The organism is Sphaerotilus sp. (assembly GCF_034519685.1).
In the GTDB taxonomy this organism is placed as follows: Bacteria; Pseudomonadota; Gammaproteobacteria; order Burkholderiales; family Burkholderiaceae_C; genus Sphaerotilus.
This window is the reverse complement of record NZ_JAXHOF010000006.1, coordinates 848,011-864,652: the sequence shown is the minus strand read 5'-3', so window position 1 is coordinate 864,652 and position 16,642 is coordinate 848,011. Positions and strand designations below refer to the sequence as shown.

Genomic DNA, 16,642 nt, shown 5'->3' with positions numbered 1-16,642 from the left:
CAACCCGCCGCGACGGGATCAGGCCCCCGGCAGCGCCAGCAGCGACACCACCCGCCCCTGCGCCAGCGCCACGGCACCGGCCAGCGGCTGCCCCGCCGGCCATGCGGCCACCGGGCGCAGCAAGCGCAGCAGGGTCGGACCGCAGTCACCTGCGGGCAGCTCCAGCAGCTCGGCGTCCTGAAAGTCGATCCATTGCTGTGCGCTGGTGTAGAGCGCCTTGAAGGCGGCCTCCTTGAAGCTGAAGATGCGCGCCAGCGCGTCGCGCCGCTCGGACGCTGCGCAGGGCTGCAGGTGGCGCTGCACCTCGAAGGGAGTACACACGGTGGTCTCCAAGCCGACACCAAAACGCTCTACCCGCTCCACATCAATGCCCAGCCCACGCCAAGGCGGGCACCGGGCAACCCCCGCCACACACCAGCCGCCGTCGTGGCTGATGGTGCCCACCACACCAGCCGGCCACACCGGCGCGCGGTCGGCACCAGCAGGAACCGGCTGCGGCGCCACACCCAGCGCCTGCAGCGCCTGCCGCGCGCACCAGCGCCCGGCAGCAAACTCGGCTTGGCGCTGCGGCACAGCGCGCGCCACTGCGACGGCTTCAAGCGCCGGCAAGCTGTAGGGCAAGACCGAGCCCATGCCCAACCGATGCCACTGCCAAGTGGCACCCGCTGGCCACCAAGGGCGCAGCAGGGCCCAGCCTGCGGGCGCTTCGAGGTCACTCACCGGTGAACGGCGCACGCAGTGGCGGCAGCAACGGCAACGGCAGTGAAACAGGTGACATCGGACATGCCGGCAGCATACGCGACGCTGACCTGGCAATCACGCAGGTTCTCGGCGGGCAAGGAGAGCACCTGCCAACCAGCCTCGATCAGTTTGCGGTCGATGCGTGAGCAGCCAGCGGTCCCCCGTCAGGCGCCCTTGATCAGCCGGGTGTTTGCAGAGGCTGCCAGCGATGGGGCAGCAAGTCGTCGATGCGGCTGTTGAGGTGGGTGGGCAGTCGATCGAGCACGTCGCGCAGATAGGCCCAGGGTTCGATCCCGTTGAGCTTGGCCGACTGCACCAGACTCATGACCACGGCCGCGCGCTGGCCGGCGAGTTCGCTGCCACAGAATAACCAGGCCTTGCGGCCCATGGCCCAGGGCTTGATCTGGCGTTCGAGGTAGTTGTTGTCCACGGAAGTCAGGCTACCTCAATGCGGTCCGCGATCTGCTGCGCCACCTCGCGCCCCTGCGGGTCTTTCTCCGCCGACACGGCCATCAGGAACAGCCCGCCGGTCTGCGCCGCCCAGTGCTCGCCGATCTGCGCCTTGTGGCGGGAGTCGTCGTTGGTGGCGAGCTGGCCGCCCTTGTACTCGATGACCATCACCCGCCCGTCGATCAGCTCGGCCACGAAGTCCGGGTAGAAATACCCCGTCGCGGTCGGGAGCCAGAACGAGAACCGCTCATCGCGCTCGACGTTGCGCACCCAGTGCCGCACGCGCCGTTCCATGTCGATCGCCCGGGCGCACAGGAACTCCTCGCCCAGTTGCTTGCCAATCTCGGTCCGCTCGCGCAGGTCGTGGATGCGGTCGTTGCCGTAGTAGTGCTTGCTGAAACGGTAGCGGCCCGCATAGAACGGTGGGCGCCCGGCGTACCGATCCGGGTGGAACGTGAAGCCATTTCGCGGCGTCTCGGGTGATCTGGCCGATCCAGCTGCCCTGGCGACCAAGCCCGGCAGCGCCTGCTGAAACCCTTTCACCACCGCGTTCTGCCGCCGGCGCTCGATGTCGCGGCGCAGCGCCTCGGCCAGTGGATAGCGGCTGCGCACCAGCGCCGTGAGGGACAGGCCACGGTCACGCTGAAGGTGCAGCACGACGGCCAGCAGCCAGCGCAGCATCACCGGCTGCGCCAGATCGACCTGGCGGCACTCGCGGTCGAGCCAGCGCACCAGCTCGTGTTCAGTGATCTGCCCCGGCACGTCGTTGAGGTAGAGCTGCTCGGCTTCTTTGACCGTGAGCGTGACGTGCCCTCCTTCGACGCCGATTTCGAACGCATGGCCCCGCTCGACCACCGCAAACGCCGCCAGCGCCACCGGCTCAGCGAACAGGTCGAAATCACCCAGCTCGGCGCACAGGCGGCGGTCGAGCCGCTGCCATTCGCCGTCCCATTCCAGCCCGAGTTGCAGCAGTGGCGCAAACGGCACACCCAGCGCTGACGGTGCCAGCGTGGCCGACTGGCGCAGCCGCTCGCGCTGGATCGACTCAGTGACAGCCGTTTGCTGCTTCGCGGTGCAGCCACTCAGCAAGAACGCTTCGACCGCCTCCGTGATCTCGCCGCGCACGATAGCGGACGCGCCGGCCGTGGTGGGTCGAAGCTCGATGCAGCCCACCAGCTCCGGCGGCAACGGCTGGCTGGGCATCACGGGCAGGCTGACGATGGCGTCGGGCACACGGGGCGTGCTGGTGGCCGTCGCGAACAGCGGGCCGTCGTCCACAGCGGGATCGGTGGTACCGGGCAGTGGCATCTGGGCCGACACGATCGCCTGCACCGCTTCATACGCATCGAAGCCCATGTTGTTGACCAGCCGGTCCGTGAGTTCGTCGGCGACGCGGGCGGTGTGGTCGGAGACGACATGGGCATACGCCTTGTTCAGCGCATCCGCCTTGCGCGGGCGGGCATAGGGCATTCGCAGCACGCGGCCGAGGAGCTGCTCCACGTCCTTGGCGCTGTGGACGTTCTGCAGGCTGCACAGCACATAGGCAAACGGACAGTCCCAGCCCTCCTTCAACGCTTCGACCGTCACCACGTAGCGGATCGGGCACAGGGGTGAGCCGATCTGCACGCCGTCGAGTTCCTTCTGGTCGCCGGTGGCCACGGCGATTTCGTGGCGCGGGAGCTTCTCGCCATCGGCCGAGGTGAGGTGGGCGAGCAGCGCCTCGACCGTGGCCTCGCCGCCGCCCTTGGGTTGTGCCTGGAAGAGCAGCACAGGGCGGAGGTAGTCCACCTCGTGCTGTTCGGCCAGCCGCTCCAGCCGGGCACGGGTCAGGATGGCGTCGCGCACGGCCTCCTGCCAGCCGGTCGGGTGTTCCATGAGGACGATCGGCAGCTTGATCATGTCCTCGCGCTGCAGCTCCTGCGCGCCGACGTGGAAGACGACGTTGCTGCCCTTCACGGGCGTGGCGGTCAGCTCGACCAGACAGGCGGGCGCGAGCCGGTTCAGGGTCTCGAACGCCTGCTGGGTGCGGTTGTTGTGCGCCTCGTCGACGATGACGAGGGGGCGGTGCAGCGCCAGCCAGTTCGCCAGCGAGGACTTGACGCGGCCGATGTCCTGCAGCGTCAGGTAGGGCTGCTTGTCGAGATCGGCCGCACTGACTTTCTCCAGCCGAGCGGTCTGCTGCGGGGCGAGGTTCTGGAAATGCGGTGCAAGCGCTTCGTCCACCGAATAGACGTTGCGCTGGCGGGTTTCCTTGACGTTGAACGACTGGATGGTGGCGACGACGACGATGGCCGAGGCCCCGAGTTCGTGCGGGCCCACGGTCGCCAGTTCGTCGAGCGCACAGACACGCACGCGGTCACCGAAGTGCTCGGCCAGTCCTTCGTGGCAGGGGTTGCCGGGGATGCGCAGGGCCGCGAGGGTCTGCACGAGGATGGTGGTGGAGGGCACCAGCCACAGGGCGACGGGCGCCTGCGTGCCCAGGCAGGCGTGGCCGACGCGGGCCACGGCGTGGGCGGCCAGCGTGGTCTTGCCGCCGCCGGTCGGCAGGCGCACGCACACGGCCGGGGTGTCGCCCATCGTGCGGGCGTCGTAGGCGGGCAGCGGCGCAGCGCCGTGCCGGGCGGCCATCGCCTCGGCCCAGGCGGCCTCTCGGCCGACGATGTTCAGGCGGCGAAAGAAGCCTTCGAGGGCGTCGAGGGCGCGGAGCTGGTAGTCCTTGAGGGTGAAGAGGGCCATGGCGGTTCAGCGCGCCTTGATGTCGTAGGGGATCTGGCGGAAGGTGACGCGGGCGTCGGCGAGGCGCGACTCGCTCAGGCGCGTCATTTCGCCGTAGATGACCTTGCGGGCGGGGGGCGGCTGGTCGGGCGGGATGGCGTCGGCGAGGAGCTGGTCGAGGTGGGCGAGCACGGGCAGGGTCAGCACATTGCCGCCTTGCGGTTTGCGGTCGCCGAGGATGCCGTTGTAGAGCAGGAAGATGGCGGTGCCGTCGTGGACGCCGAGCAGAGGCGAGTCGAAGGCGCCGGTGGCGGGCTGGCCGGTCTCGAAGTGCCAGAGGTCATCCCATTACACACAAGTCTGTCCGGTGAGGTGACGGGGAGACGTGAGGGAAACTGTCGGGATGACGAAGTGGGCGCAAGAAGAACTGAGGACGCTGTCGCTGGGCGACGCGAGGCTGGACAAGCGAGCGGTGCTGCTGGCGGAGCAGTTGGCGCAGAGCCCTGGGGCGAGCATTCCGAAGGCGTGCGGGGACTGGGGTCAGACGCAGGCGGCGTACCGGTTCCTGGGGCACGAGGACACGAGCGGGGAAGCGGTGCTGCAGGCGCACGCGCAGGCCAGCGTTCGGCGCATGCAGGCGCAGGCGGTGGTGCTGTGCTTGCAGGACACGACGGAGCTGGAGTTTGACGGGCAGAGCGCGCAGGGGCTGGGGCGGCTGAACTACGAGGCGCGGCGGGGGCTGTACGTGCATCCGACATACGCGGTGACGCCGCATCGAGAGCCGCTGGGGCTGGTGAATGCGTGGAACTGGGCCCGGCAGCCCAAGGGGCAGGACGGGCAGATCGACGAGGGAGTGCGCTGGGTGGAGAGCTACACGCACCTGGTGGGGCTGGCAGAGGGGCTGCCCGAGACGAGGCTGGTGTGCGTGGGGGACCGGGAGTCGGACACGATGGCGCTGTTCGAGCGTGGACAGTGCAGCGGCTGGGCGGTGGACGTGCTGGTGAGGGCGCAGCATGACCGGGTGCTGCCGGGCAAGCAGGCGGGCAAGCTGTGGTCCAAGGTGATGGCAAGCGAGTCGCTGGGCACGGTGGTGTTCGAGATGCCGGCCGGGCGAGGGCGCAAGGCGCGAGTGGTGCAGCAGGAGCTGCGGGCGCAGCGCGTGGTGCTCAAGGCGGCGGGGCCGGACAAGGCCGGTGAGCCGGGGCGGCCAGCCATCGAGATGACGTGCGTGATCGCCAGCGAGGTGAATGTGCCGGTCGGGGCCAAGCCGGTGATCTGGCGGCTGCTGAGCAACCGAGCGGTCCAGACGCTGGAGCAGGCGGCCGAGATGGTGGAGTGGTACCGAGCCCGCTGGGAGATCGAGCTGCTGTTCCTGGTGCTCAAGGAGGGCTGCCGGGTCGAGCGGCTGCAGCTCGGTCACATCGATCGGCTGGAGACGGCCCTGGCGATGTACCTGATCATCGCCTGGCGCATCAACCGGCTGATGCGGCTGGGCCGGCAGTTGCCCGAGTTGCCGGCCGAGCTGTTCTTCGAGGACATCGAGTGGCAGGCGGCGTTCATCCTCAACCGCAAGAAGCCCCCGAAGGAGCGCCCGAAGCTCAACACCGTGGTGCGCCTGATCGCTCAGCTCGGCGGCTTCCTGGGGCGCAAGCATGACGGTGAACCCGGTGCGAAGACCCTCTGGCTGGGCATGCACGAGGTCAACACCTTCGTGCGGGGCGTGCGCTTCGCTAAGGAGATGGGGGCTTGTGTGTAATGGGATGGCCAGAGGTAGCCGGCCAGCGCACCGAAGGTCACGGCGAGGTTGATGCCGCCGTCGGCGTCGAACACCGGCTCGCCCAGCGTGTAGAAGCGGAAACCGCCGCCGCCCTGCCAGCCCACCGCAGCGGAAATCCCGCCCTGCTCGCCGTCGATGACCTTCTGCAAGCGCGGCAGACAGTGGCTTCGTGCGTGGTCGCCCAGCTCGATGCCGATGTAGCGCCGGCCCATCTTGTGCGCCACGGCGGCGGTGGTGCCCGAGCCGAGGAAGCTGTCGAGCACGACATCACCGACCTGGGTGGCGATCTGCAGGATGCCCCGCAGCAACTTCTCTGGCTTGGGTGTAGCGAACACCTCCGGCAGATCAGGAAACAGTGCTTTGAGATCAAGGCTCGCCTCCTTGTTGCTCCCGAACTGACCATGCTCCCACCAAGTATTCGGTGTCAGTCCATCGACCATCTCGTTCAGATATTTCTTGAGCATCGGGCGCCCGGTCTCCTTCAAGCCGAAGGTAATTCGACTGTCGGCCAGCCACGCCTTGTACTGCTCTTCGTTGCACCGCCAGTAGCGCCCCTTCGGTGGCAAGAAGACCTCGCCGAATGGTCCTGTGATGGGAAATTGCCCAGCCGAGTAGAACTTGCCTGCAGACAGGTTCTCAGCTTTCCAAGGACCGCGTGGATCGCCGTCTGGATTCTTGAAAGTAGCCCTTTGCTCGTCAGTGCGGGGGACTTTGCCGATCGTCAGGGCGGAATGGTTCTTCGCGTAGAGCAAAAGATGGTCGTGTGTGTTGGAGACGTGCAGAGCAGTCTGGTTCGAGGTGTAAGCCTTCTGCCAAACGACATTGGTGACGAAGTTCGTCCGCCCGAACACCTCGTCCATCAGCACCTTGAGGTAATGCGCCTCGTTGTCGTCGATCGTCACCCAGATGCTGCCATCCTCGGCCAACAGCTCGCGCAGCAGCACCAGACGCGGGTGCATCATGCTCAGCCACTGGCTGTGTTCGAGCTTGTCGTCGTAGTGCTCGAACGCGCTTTGCGTGTTGTACGGCGGGTCGATGAACACGCACTTCACCCGCCCCCGATAAAACGGCAACAGCGCCTTCAGCGCCAGCAGGTTGTCGCCCTGGATCAGCAGGTTCTCGGCCGCCGCGTCCCCCTGCACCGACTCGACATTCAGCAGGTGATACGGCACCGCCCCCGCCACGCGCACCGCCTGCGCCTTGTTCACCCAGTCCAGAAACGGCATCTCGTCAGTCTCCCCTGCGCCATGAAAAAAGGCTCGGCACGGTGATCCGTGAGGCCAAGCCTTGGGTTGTCGGTGGTCGCGGCGAGTGTAGCGGGCGCCTGCCCCATGGGGCAAAATGCAAAAAACACCAAGGGAGTGGAGCCGTTGTCCAGCAGTTTTTCTCAAGCCACGCAACGCTACCGGGCGTACAGGCTGCACACCCGTGAACTCATTGAAGAGGCCACATTTCGAGAGCTGCGCACTCGGGTAGATGTCGTCTCCATCGACGAGGACATCTTGCGCAGAGCTGAACGAGACTGGTACGGGAACCCCGACCGCAAGGTCGGCTGGGACTGGGCCTCGGGGATCATGGAGCCACTTTGGGGCTGCGGAGCCGCCCGGTTGGATTTGGCATTCCTGGTCAAGGGACAGCTATGTGGCATGGCCGTGGCTCGGGTGTCCCGCAAGAAGCGATGGATTTCCCTGACTCATGTTGAAGCCACCGCCACCGACAATCCGTTGAAGGGGTCTATGCTGACCTTGGTGGTCTTCGGCTTGTACGTCTTCAGATCGCAGATCTGCCACAAAAAACCACCGCATTGCACTGGAATCAGGGTGCTCAACCCGCTAGAAGCAGTCGTACCGTACTATGGACAGGCAGGCTACTCTGACCATCACCGCTCCAAGCGGCTGAATCAGGTTGTGATGGAGTGGCCTCTTAGGGATGACGATGATGAAAACCGCTACGCACAAGACGCCGGGTGCAAGACCCCAGGCATCCGCGACGATGACACCCAGAGAGAAGTTGGATCAAGCTCGCTGCCGCATGGAGCGTGCGCAGGTTCCGACGTTGCGTGAGATCAAGACGCGCCTGGGTAGTTGGGCAGACACGGAAGTCGTGGGTCAGGTGAAGTCGCCCAAACCACGCTGACGACATCCAGATGCGCCCCGTCAGAAGCCGGCCATGCGCCGGCTTCCTGTTTTTGGACACTGCCTGACGCTGGCCGAGAAGCCGGATTCCCTGACGGGAACGGAGCAGCACTACATCCGCAGTGCATCGTGGTGGAAAACCTGCGGGCGCATGGGGAGCCGCTGGCGGCGTGAGGCACGCGAAAAGTGCTTGCACCGCGCCTACAGGGAGGCTACGGAGCACCACCACTGCCATCCCGGCAGTGCGGTCTCGCGCCTAAGTCCTTGATTTGATTGGTAGGCCGCCCGTGAGTCGAACACGGCACCAACAGATTATGAGTCTGCTGCTCTAACCAACATGAGCTAGCGGCCCCCGAGGAGGAGCGCCATTGTAGTGGAGGCCTGCAGGCGTTTTCTACTTCTGGCTCAGCGCGTTCCCCACCAGCCGCGCCGTGATGTCCACGATCTGGATCATCCGCTCATACGCCATGCGGGTCGGCCCGATCACGCCCAGCGTGCCGACCACCTGCCCGTCCACCTCGTAGGGCGCCGAGACCACCGAGAGGTCGCTGATCGGCACCACGCCGCTCTCGCCGCCGATGTAGATGCGCACACCCTCGGCGCGGCTGGAGCCGTCGAGCAGGCGCATGAGCTGCGTCTTGTGCTCGAACAGGTCGAACATCTTGCGCAGCGAGCCGAGGTCGCTGCCGAAGTCGCTGACCTGCAGCATGTTGCGCTCGCCGGAGATGACGACCCGCGCCGAGTCGTCGCTCGCGGCCTCGCTGCCGGCCTGCACCGCCGCCTGCATCAGCGCGGCGATCTCGCTGCGCAGGGCGTCCACCTCGCCCTTGAGCCGCTCGCGCACCGCCTCGATCGTGAGCCCGGCGTAGTGGGTGTTGAGGTAGTTGGTGGCCTCGACGAGCTGGCTCTGGGTGTAGTCCTGCGCGGTGAAGAGCACGCGGTTCTGCACGTCGCCGTCCGGCGAGACCAGGATCAGCAGCACCCGCCGTTCGCCAAGCCGCAGGAATTCCATGTGCCGGAAGATGCTGACCTTGCGCGGCGCGGTGACCACGCCGACGAAGTGCGACAGGTTGGACAGCAGGTGCGCCGCGCTGGCGATGACGCGCTTGGGCTGGTCGGGCTGCAGCGGCTCGATCAGCGGCGCCATCGACGAATCCTCGAAGCGCTGGATCGGGCCGGCCGTGAGCATCGTGTCGACGAAGACGCGGTAGCCGCGGGTGGTGGGGATGCGGCCGGCCGAGGTGTGCGGGCTGGCGATGAGGCCGAGTTCTTCGAGGTCGGCCATCACGTTGCGGATCGTGGCGGGCGACAGCTCCAGCCCCGAGGTCTTCGACAACGTGCGCGACCCCACGGGCTGGCCGTCGGCGATATAGCGCTCGACGAGCGTCTTCAGAAGCATCTTCGCGCGGTCATCCATCATGCAACCGATTGTAGAGTTCGCAGGGGTACCCGGGTGGGGTTCAGCCCGCGGGGAACTGTCAAACGCCTGTGGTGTAATTTCTGCATGACCAGCCGATTCCGACACGCCGCGCTCATCGGCAAGTACCAGGCACAAGGCATGCGCCCGCTGCTGGAAGAGATCGCCCACCTGCTCACACGCCGTGGGCTGGAGGTGTCGATCGAAGCCGACACGGCGCTCAACACCGGTCTGACCGGCTACCCGATGCTCACCCCCGACGAGCTGGGCCAGCACTGCGACCTGGCCATCGTCGTCGGCGGTGACGGCACCATGCTCGGCATCGCGCGCACGCTGGCGCGCTACGGCGTGCCGATGGTGGGCATCAACCAGGGTCGGCTCGGCTTCATCACCGACATCCCCGTGGCCCGCGTGACGCAGGCACTGCGCGCGATGCTGGCCGGCGACTACGAGGAAGAGCACCGCGCGATGCTCGACGGCCGCGTGGTGCGTGGCGGCGAGGCGATCTACGCGGCGGTGGCGATGAACGACGTGGTGCTGCGCAGCGGCACGACCTCGATGCTGGAGCTGCGCGTCGAGGTGGACGGCCAGTTCGTCGCCAACTTCCGCGCCGACGGACTGATCGTGTCGTCGCCGACCGGCTCGACGGCGTACGCGCTGTCGGCGGGCGGGCCGATCCTGCACCCGGGCGTGGCGGGCTGGCTGATGGTGCCGATCGCGCCGCACATGCTGTCGAACCGGCCGATCGTGCTGCCCGATTCGGGCGAGATCAGCATCGAGATCGTCTCGGCGCGCGAGCCGTCGGTGAACTTCGACATGCAGTCGCTGGCCAGCCTGCTGCACGGCGACAGGATCCTCGTCAAGCGCTCCGACCACCGCGTGCGCTTCCTGCACCCGCGCGGCTGGAACTACTACGCCACGCTGCGCCACAAGCTGCACTGGAACGAAGGGGTCATGCCCGGCGACGGAGGCCACTGATGCTCAGACGGCTGTCCCTGCGCCACTTCGTGATCGTCAGCCGGCTGGAGGTGGAGTTTCAACCCGGCTTCGCCGTGCTGACCGGCGAGACTGGCGCCGGCAAGTCGATCCTGATCGACGCGCTGCAGCTGGCGCTCGGCGGGCGGGGCGATGCGGGCGTGGTGCGTGAAGGCGAGACGCGGGCGGAGATCAGCGCCGAGTTCGAGCCGATTCCCGCCGCGCTGACCGCGTGGCTGGACGAGGCCGGCTTCGAGGCCCAGGACGACGCACCGACCGCCCTGCTGCTGCGCCGCACGGTGGATGCGCAGGGCAAGAGCCGCGCCTGGATCAACGGCAGCCCGGCGACGGTCGGTCAGCTCAAGGAGGTCGGCGAGCACCTGGTGGACATCCACGGCCAGCACGCCTGGCAAAGCCTGACGCGGCCCGCCTCGGTGCGTGCGCTGCTCGACGACTACGCCGCGATCGATCCGCGCCACATGGCCGACGCCTGGCAGCAGTGGCGCACGCAGCAGGCCCGGCTCGACACCGCGCGCCAGCAAGGCGCCGAGCGGGCGCTGGAGCGCGAACGGCTGGCCTGGCAGATCGGCGAGGTGGACAAGCTGGCCCCCGGCGACCATGAATGGGCCGAGCTGAACGCCGAGCACCAGCGGCTGGCGCACGCACAGGCCATCCTCGACGCGCTGCGCACGGCCATCGAGGTCACCAGCGAGGGCGAGGCCAGCGCCGACACGCTCACCGGCCGCGCGCTGGACACGCTCAGCGAAGTCAGCGGCTACGCGCCCGAGCTGCAGGAGGTCATCGAGGTGCTGCAGAGCGCCCAGGCGCAGCTCGCCGACGCCGCGCACAGCCTGGGCGCCCTGCTGCGCCGCACCGAACTCGACCCCGACCGGCTCGGCGAACTCGACGACCGGCTGTCGTCCTGGGTCGGGCTGGCGCGGCGCTACCGGCGCTTGCCGGAAGAGTTGCCGGCGATGCTGGCGCAGTGGCGCACGCAGCTCCAGGAAATCGACGCCACCGCCGACCTCGACGCACTGCAGCAGCAGGCCGAGGTGGCCTGGCAGCACTACCTGGCCGCCGCCAGCCGCGTCTCCGCCGCGCGCCACCAGGCCGCGCCGACCCTGGCTGCCGCGGTCACCGCCGCGATGCAGGCGCTGGGCATGGGCGGCGGGCGCTTCGAGATCGCGCTGGAGCCGCTGCCGGAGCCGCAGTCGCATGGGCTGGAGTCGGCCGAGTTCCTCGTCGCCGGCCACGCGGGCAGCACGCCGCGGCCGCTGGGCAAGGTCGCCTCGGGTGGCGAGCTGTCGCGCATCGCGCTGGCGATTGCCGTGACCACCAGCCAGCAGCGCCAGGCGCGGGGCACGGGCGCGGCCACGCTGATCTTCGACGAGGTCGATTCGGGCGTGGGCGGCGCAGTGGCGGACACGGTCGGCCAGCTGATGCGCCGCCTGGGCCGCGAACGGCAGGTGCTGGCGGTCACGCACCTGCCGCAGGTTGCCGCCTGCGCCGACACGCACCTGCTGGTCAGCAAGGCCAGCGAGGCTGGCCGCACGCGCAGCGACATCCGCACGCTGGATGCCAATGAGCGCATCGGCGAAATTGCCCGCATGCTGGGCGGACAAGCGCGCTCGGACGCCGGTCTGGCGCATGCCCGTGAGATGCTCGCAGCCGTGGATTCCCGCCCACAGCCCCTCCAGACCAACCGCGTTCCCTGAACATGCACGAGCACGACAACGACAGCAGCCCAGCCACCCCGGTGCCGGAAAAGGTGCCCCCCGTGGTCCTGATCTCGGGCATCTCGGGCTCCGGCAAGTCCGTGGCACTCAATGCCCTGGAGGACGCCGGCTATTTCTGTGTCGACAACCTGCCCCCCGAGCTGCTGCACGACTTCATCCGGCTGGAGCGCAAGTTCCCCACCCGCCGGCTGGCGATCGCGGCGGACGTGCGCACCGCGTCTTCGCTGCCCAAGCTGCTGCCGGTCATCGACGCCCTGCGGCGCGAGGGCACGCCGGTGCTGCCGATCTTCCTGGACTCGCGCACCGAGACGCTGGTGCGCCGCTTCTCGGAAACCCGCCGCCGCCACCCGCTGTCGGCCGAGGACGACGACAACGGCCAGTCCCGCTCCGCGCTCGGCGAGGCCATCGAGCGCGAGCGCGAGATGCTCAGCCTGCTGCGCGAGATCAGCACCGTGATCGACACTAGCGACCTGCGCCCGACGCAGCTGCGCTCCTGGGTGCGCCAGCTGGTTGGCGCCGCGCAGTCGTCGCTGACGCTGGTGTTCGAGTCGTTTGCCTTCAAGCATGGCGTGCCGCGCGACGCCGACCTGGTGTTCGACCTGCGCGTGCTGCCGAATCCGCATTACGTGCGCGAATTGCGGGCGCTGAACGGGCGGGACGCCGGCGTGATCGACTTCCTGCGCGCCCAGCCCGAAGTGGCCGAGATGCTGGCGCAGATCGAAGGCTTCCTGGCCCGCTGGCTGCCCGCCTACGAGCAGGACCAGCGCAGCTACCTGACGGTGGCGATCGGCTGCACCGGCGGCCAGCACCGCTCGGTGTACTCGGCCGAGCAGCTCGCGGCGCGTTTCCGCGACCGCATCCCGACGCTGATCCGCCACCGCGAGATCGAGGCCCGCGAGGCCGCGGCGGCCCACACATGACCGGCCGCACCGACACGCAAGCCGGTGTGCGGGGCGCCTTCGGTGACCTGCTGCCCCATCTGCCGCTGTTTCCGCTGGGGACGGTGCTGTTTCCGCAAGGCCTGCTGTCGCTGAAGGTGTTCGAGACCCGCTACCTCGACATGGTGACGCAGTGCCTGCGCAGCGGCGCACCCTTCGGGGTGGTGACGCTGATGCAGGGCGCCGAGGTGCGCACCGAAGACGGCGAGGTGCGTTTCGAGCACGAAGGCTGCCTGGCGGAGCTGATCGACTGCGACAGCCCGCAGGCCGGGATTCTGCAGATCCGCTGCCGCGGCGTGCAGCGCTTCACTGTGTCGCAGGTCCACCAGGCGCCCGATGGCCTGTGGCGTGCCGATGCCGTGCTGCAGGAGGCGGATGCCACCGAAGCGCCGCGGCCCGATTTCCAGGCCAGTGTCGCCGCCCTGCAGCGGGCCATCGCGACCCTGCAGGCGCGCGATCAGGAGCCGTTTCTGGCGCCCCATGCGCTGGACGATGCCGGCTGGGTGGCCAACCGCTGGTGCGAGATCCTGCCCATTCCACTGCCGACGCGCCACAAGCTGATGATGCTGCCGGACCCGCATGCGCGGCTGCAGCTGGTGGACGGCTTCCTGCGCCGCCACGGCATCGTCAGCGACTGATCAGCGACCAATCAGCAACCGGCCGAAGGGCGCCGGCAGGCCGATGCGGTCGAGCTGGTCCCGCGGCCACCAGCGACCATCGCCCAGCGCCGCCGCCACCCCGTCAGCCTCGGGCTGGGCCAGCTCCAGCCGGTGCGGATGCAAGGTCCAGTCCAGGTGGGTGAGCACATGGACAAAGCCGGGCAAGGCCACCACACGCTGCGCCGCCACACCCACCACGGCCTGCAGCGCCGACACATCGTCGAACATCGGCAGCGACCACAGCCCGGCCCAGATGCCGCTGCCCGGCCGCTGCTGCAGCCACACGGCGTCGGGCGTCTGCAGCCAGAGGCACCAGTTCTCGCGGCGCGAGCGCTTGAGCTTGCGGGTGCGCACCGGGTAGTCGGTCATCCGACCCGACGCCCGCGCAGCGCACAGCCCGGACCAGGGGCAGAGCAGGCAATCGGGCTTGCCGCGCGCGCAGACCGTGGCGCCCAGGTCCATCAGGCCTTGCGTGTAGGCGGGCATGTCGGTGCGGTCGGCGGGCAGCAGCGCGGTGGCGTGCTGCCAGAGCAGACGCTCCTGCGCGGGCTGGGCCAGATCGCCATCGAAGGCCAGCGCGCGGCTCAGCACACGCTTGACATTGCCGTCGAGGATGGCGACCCGCTCCTCATGACAGAACGCCGCGATCGCCGCCGCGGTCGAGCGCCCGATGCCGGGCAGCTCGGCCAGCACCGCGGCACTCGGCGGAAAGACACCGCCGTGCGCGTTGACCACGGTCTGCGCGCAGCGGTGCAGGTTGCGGGCACGGCTGTAGTAGCCCAGGCCGCTCCACAAGGCCAGCACATCATCCAGCGGTGCAGCGGCCAGGCTGTGCACGTCCGGAAAGCGCTCCAGGAACCGCGCGTAGTAGCGCAGCACGGCCGCCACCTGCGTCTGCTGCAGCATGATTTCCGACAGCCAGACCCGGTAGGGATCGCGGGTGTTCTGCCAGGGCAAGGCATGGCGGCCATGGGTGCGCTGCCAGGCGACCAGCGTGTCGGCGAGGCGGCTCATGCCGACGCGGCAGCAGAGGGCAACGCGCCAAAGTCGCTCGCCAGTCCCATCTCGTGGCGGGTCGCGGCACGCCGGGTGCGCTCGAACAGCGCGTGCAGCCGCACCTCGATCGATGCCAGCCGCTGGTCCTGCGCCTCCAGCTCCGTCAGCCGCGCCTCCAGGTCGCTGGCCGCCGTGCGGATGCGCTCCAGCGACTCGCGCCGGCGCTTGAAGGTCTTGCGGCGTTCGCGCAGCTGGGCGTCGACCTGCGCCGAGGTGGCACGGCTCCACAGCTCGATCTCGCTGGCCGCGCTCTCGAACACCACCCGCAGCCGCGACATCAGCATCCGGCGGAACTGCTCCAGGAAACGCGGCTGCGCCAGCCGCATCGCCTGGCCCAGCCCGAGGTACTGCACATAGTTGCGCTCGATCAGCGCCAGGTCATCGCGGAAGCGCGACAGCTCCGGGGCCGACGGTGTCGCCAGGGAGAAGCCGTATTCGGCGTTGAGCCGGGTGAACGAGCCGGCGAGCATGTCGCGCAGGTCCTGCGCGTCCTTCTGCGCCGTGTCGAGTGCCTGGCGCAGATCGGCGAAGAGCTGCACGAAGGAGCGCCGCGCCCCGAGCTTGAGGAAGGACTCGCGGATCGAGCGGATCATGCCGTCCACCAACCCGCGCAGGGGCTCGCCCGACAGGCCGTTCAGCACGCTGCGCAGCGTGCGCGAATGCACCGTGCGCAGTGCCTGGATCTGGGTGGTGCACTGCTCGAACTCGACCGTCTCGGCCCCCACCCGCTGCAGCATCAGCGCCACCTTGCCACTGCTGCGCCCGCGCAGGCTGCGCAGCTCGTGCAGCTGCTCGGAGAGGTGGCAGCGCAGATCGGTGAGGTTGCGCGAGGTCTGCTGCTGCACCACCGCCAGCGCCTCCAGCGTGAGCTGCTCGAACACCGCGCGGCGCTGTGGCAGCAGCTGCTGCGCCAGCGCCTGCTCCAGCGCCAGCAGGCGGCTGTCGGCCAGCAGCTGGGCATTGCCCTCGACCCGCGCCTCCAGTGCCTGCCGCGCCGACAGCGGAAACACCCGCCCCATCGGCATCTCCAGCGTGCGCGACACCTGCACGCACTGCTGGGTGATCTGGGCCTCGTTCTCCTCGGTGGACGACAGGGGATCGACCAGCGCGTCGATCTTGTTCAGCACGACAAAGCGCGTCAGCGCCTGGGAAGCCAGATGGTCGCGCCAGATCTCCAGATCCGACTTGGTCACGCCCGTATCCGCGCCCAGCACGAACACGACGACGTGCGCACTCGGCAGCAGCCCCACCGTCAGCTCCGGCTCGGCGCCGATCGCGTTCAGGCCCGGCGTGTCGAGCACGACCAGCCCGCGCTTGAGCAGCGGGTGCGGCACGTTGATCACGGCGTGGCGCCACAGCGGGATCTCGACCTGGCCGTCGTCCAGCATCGGCGGGTTGTCGGCGGGCTGCTCGTCGTCCCAGAAGCCGAGCTGGCGGGCCTCGTCGACCGTGGCGGCCCGCACGCCCTTGACGGCATTGAGCGCATGGGCGAAGGACGCCGGGTCGGACACGTCGATGGGCTGGCGCTGCCAGAGCCGCGGCTGTCCGCGCAGTTCGGCCAGCGAGGCGCCGTCGAGCCGGGTCTCGATCGGCAGCAGCGACAGGCCCGGCGGGTCTTCGGGATCCCAGCCCAGCTCGACCGGGCACATCGTCGTGCGCCCGGGCGAGGCGGGCATGATGCGCCGGCCCGCATCGGCGAAGAAGATCGCGTTGATCAGCTCGGACTTGCCGCGCGAGAACTCGGCGACAAAGGCCACCACCAGTTTTTCACCGGCCAGGCGCTGGCGCAGGGAATCGAGCAGGTCGCCCGCACCTTCATCCAGCAGGCTCTGTTCGCGCAGGAAGCGCACCAGATCGCGCACCCGTTCTTCGAGCGTGACACGCCAGACGCCCAGCGCATCCAGACTGCGGACAAACGGCTCCTGGACCGAGCCGCCATCCGCTTCGGTGAGCACGGAGTCGACAGGGGTTGGCGTGGTGCTGGTCAGATCGTGGGGAGTCTCGCTCATCGCTGTGCTCATCGCTGTGCCGCTGTGCCCATGC

General features: G+C 68.5%; 13 protein-coding genes, 1 tRNA gene and 2 pseudogenes. 7 read left to right on the top strand and 9 right to left on the bottom strand.

The genetic code is table 11. The features are described from left to right. Positions 1-18: 18 nt before the first annotated feature. On the bottom strand, positions 19-720 hold the full coding sequence (locus U5O44_RS15075) for a 4'-phosphopantetheinyl transferase family protein (RefSeq protein WP_322589262.1): 702 nt from the start codon (positions 718-720) through the stop codon (positions 19-21). Between the two features lie 2 nt (positions 721-722). Between U5O44_RS15075 and U5O44_RS15070 the strand changes: the two genes are divergently transcribed. Next, complete coding sequence (locus U5O44_RS15070) at positions 723-887, top strand: hypothetical protein (RefSeq protein ID WP_322589261.1); 165 nt, start codon at positions 723-725, stop codon at positions 885-887. Positions 888-919: 32 nt separating this feature from the next. On the opposite strand, the pseudogene U5O44_RS15065 reads toward U5O44_RS15070, so the two are convergent. From U5O44_RS15065 to U5O44_RS15055, 3 genes and pseudogenes are all read right to left on the bottom strand, one after another. Beyond that, a pseudogene (locus U5O44_RS15065) lies at positions 920-1,171 on the bottom strand (transposase domain-containing protein); the annotation flags it as partial. A 5-nt stretch (positions 1,172-1,176) separates the two neighbouring features. Then, the gene (locus tag U5O44_RS15060) at positions 1,177-3,927 is read right to left on the bottom strand and encodes a DEAD/DEAH box helicase (RefSeq protein WP_322589260.1); all 2,751 of its coding nucleotides are present in this window, start codon (positions 3,925-3,927) and stop codon (positions 1,177-1,179) included. Between the two features lie 6 nt (positions 3,928-3,933). Then, on the bottom strand, positions 3,934-4,113 hold the full coding sequence (locus U5O44_RS15055; RefSeq protein ID WP_322589259.1) for a hypothetical protein: 180 nt from the start codon (positions 4,111-4,113) through the stop codon (positions 3,934-3,936). 178 nt (positions 4,114-4,291) lie between these two features. Between U5O44_RS15055 and U5O44_RS15050 the strand changes: the two genes are divergently transcribed. Then, complete coding sequence (locus tag U5O44_RS15050; RefSeq protein ID WP_473964710.1) at positions 4,292-5,662, top strand: IS4 family transposase; 1,371 nt, start codon at positions 4,292-4,294, stop codon at positions 5,660-5,662. A gap of 254 nt (positions 5,663-5,916) precedes the next feature. Here U5O44_RS15050 and U5O44_RS15045 read toward each other — a convergent pair. Beyond that, positions 5,917-6,909 (bottom strand): annotated as a pseudogene (locus tag U5O44_RS15045) (site-specific DNA-methyltransferase); the annotation flags it as partial. Positions 6,910-7,014: 105 nt separating this feature from the next. Between U5O44_RS15045 and U5O44_RS15040 the strand changes: the two are divergent. Beyond that, entirely contained in the window at positions 7,015-7,746 is a 732-nt protein-coding gene (locus U5O44_RS15040) for a hypothetical protein (protein ID WP_322589257.1), read from the top strand. 346 nt (positions 7,747-8,092) lie between these two features. On the opposite strand, the gene U5O44_RS15035 is transcribed toward U5O44_RS15040, so the two are convergent. Continuing rightward, positions 8,093-8,170, bottom strand: a tRNA-Ile gene (locus tag U5O44_RS15035). 42 nt (positions 8,171-8,212) lie between these two features. Next, on the bottom strand, positions 8,213-9,238 hold the full coding sequence (gene hrcA, locus U5O44_RS15030; protein ID WP_322589256.1) for a heat-inducible transcriptional repressor HrcA: 1,026 nt from the start codon (positions 9,236-9,238) through the stop codon (positions 8,213-8,215). A gap of 84 nt (positions 9,239-9,322) precedes the next feature. Between hrcA and U5O44_RS15025 the strand changes: the two genes are divergently transcribed. The 4 genes from U5O44_RS15025 to U5O44_RS15010 are packed head-to-tail and all read left to right on the top strand — an operon-like array spanning position 9,323 to position 13,522. Continuing rightward, entirely contained in the window at positions 9,323-10,213 is an 891-nt protein-coding gene (locus U5O44_RS15025; protein ID WP_322589255.1) for an NAD kinase, read from the top strand. After that, positions 10,213-11,925 (top strand): DNA repair protein RecN, encoded by a 1,713-nt coding sequence (gene recN / locus U5O44_RS15020; RefSeq protein ID WP_322589254.1) that lies wholly within the window; start codon positions 10,213-10,215, stop codon positions 11,923-11,925. The genes U5O44_RS15025 and recN overlap by 1 nt, the downstream gene beginning before the upstream one ends. A gap of 2 nt (positions 11,926-11,927) precedes the next feature. Further along, on the top strand, positions 11,928-12,866 hold the full coding sequence (gene rapZ / locus U5O44_RS15015) for an RNase adapter RapZ (RefSeq protein ID WP_322589253.1): 939 nt from the start codon (positions 11,928-11,930) through the stop codon (positions 12,864-12,866). Next, on the top strand, positions 12,863-13,522 hold the full coding sequence (locus U5O44_RS15010; protein ID WP_322589252.1) for an LON peptidase substrate-binding domain-containing protein: 660 nt from the start codon (positions 12,863-12,865) through the stop codon (positions 13,520-13,522). The genes rapZ and U5O44_RS15010 overlap by 4 nt, the downstream gene beginning before the upstream one ends. Here the strand turns inward: U5O44_RS15010 and mutY are convergent, their stop codons facing one another. Next, positions 13,523-14,557: an A/G-specific adenine glycosylase gene (gene mutY / locus U5O44_RS15005; protein ID WP_322589251.1), complete on the bottom strand. Its 1,035-nt coding sequence runs from the start codon at positions 14,555-14,557 to the stop codon at positions 13,523-13,525. It lies immediately after the preceding gene. Then, complete coding sequence (locus U5O44_RS15000; protein ID WP_322589250.1) at positions 14,554-16,608, bottom strand: dynamin family protein; 2,055 nt, start codon at positions 16,606-16,608, stop codon at positions 14,554-14,556. Before U5O44_RS15000 ends, mutY begins: the two co-directional genes overlap by 4 nt. Between the last annotated feature and the right edge of the window lie 34 nt (positions 16,609-16,642).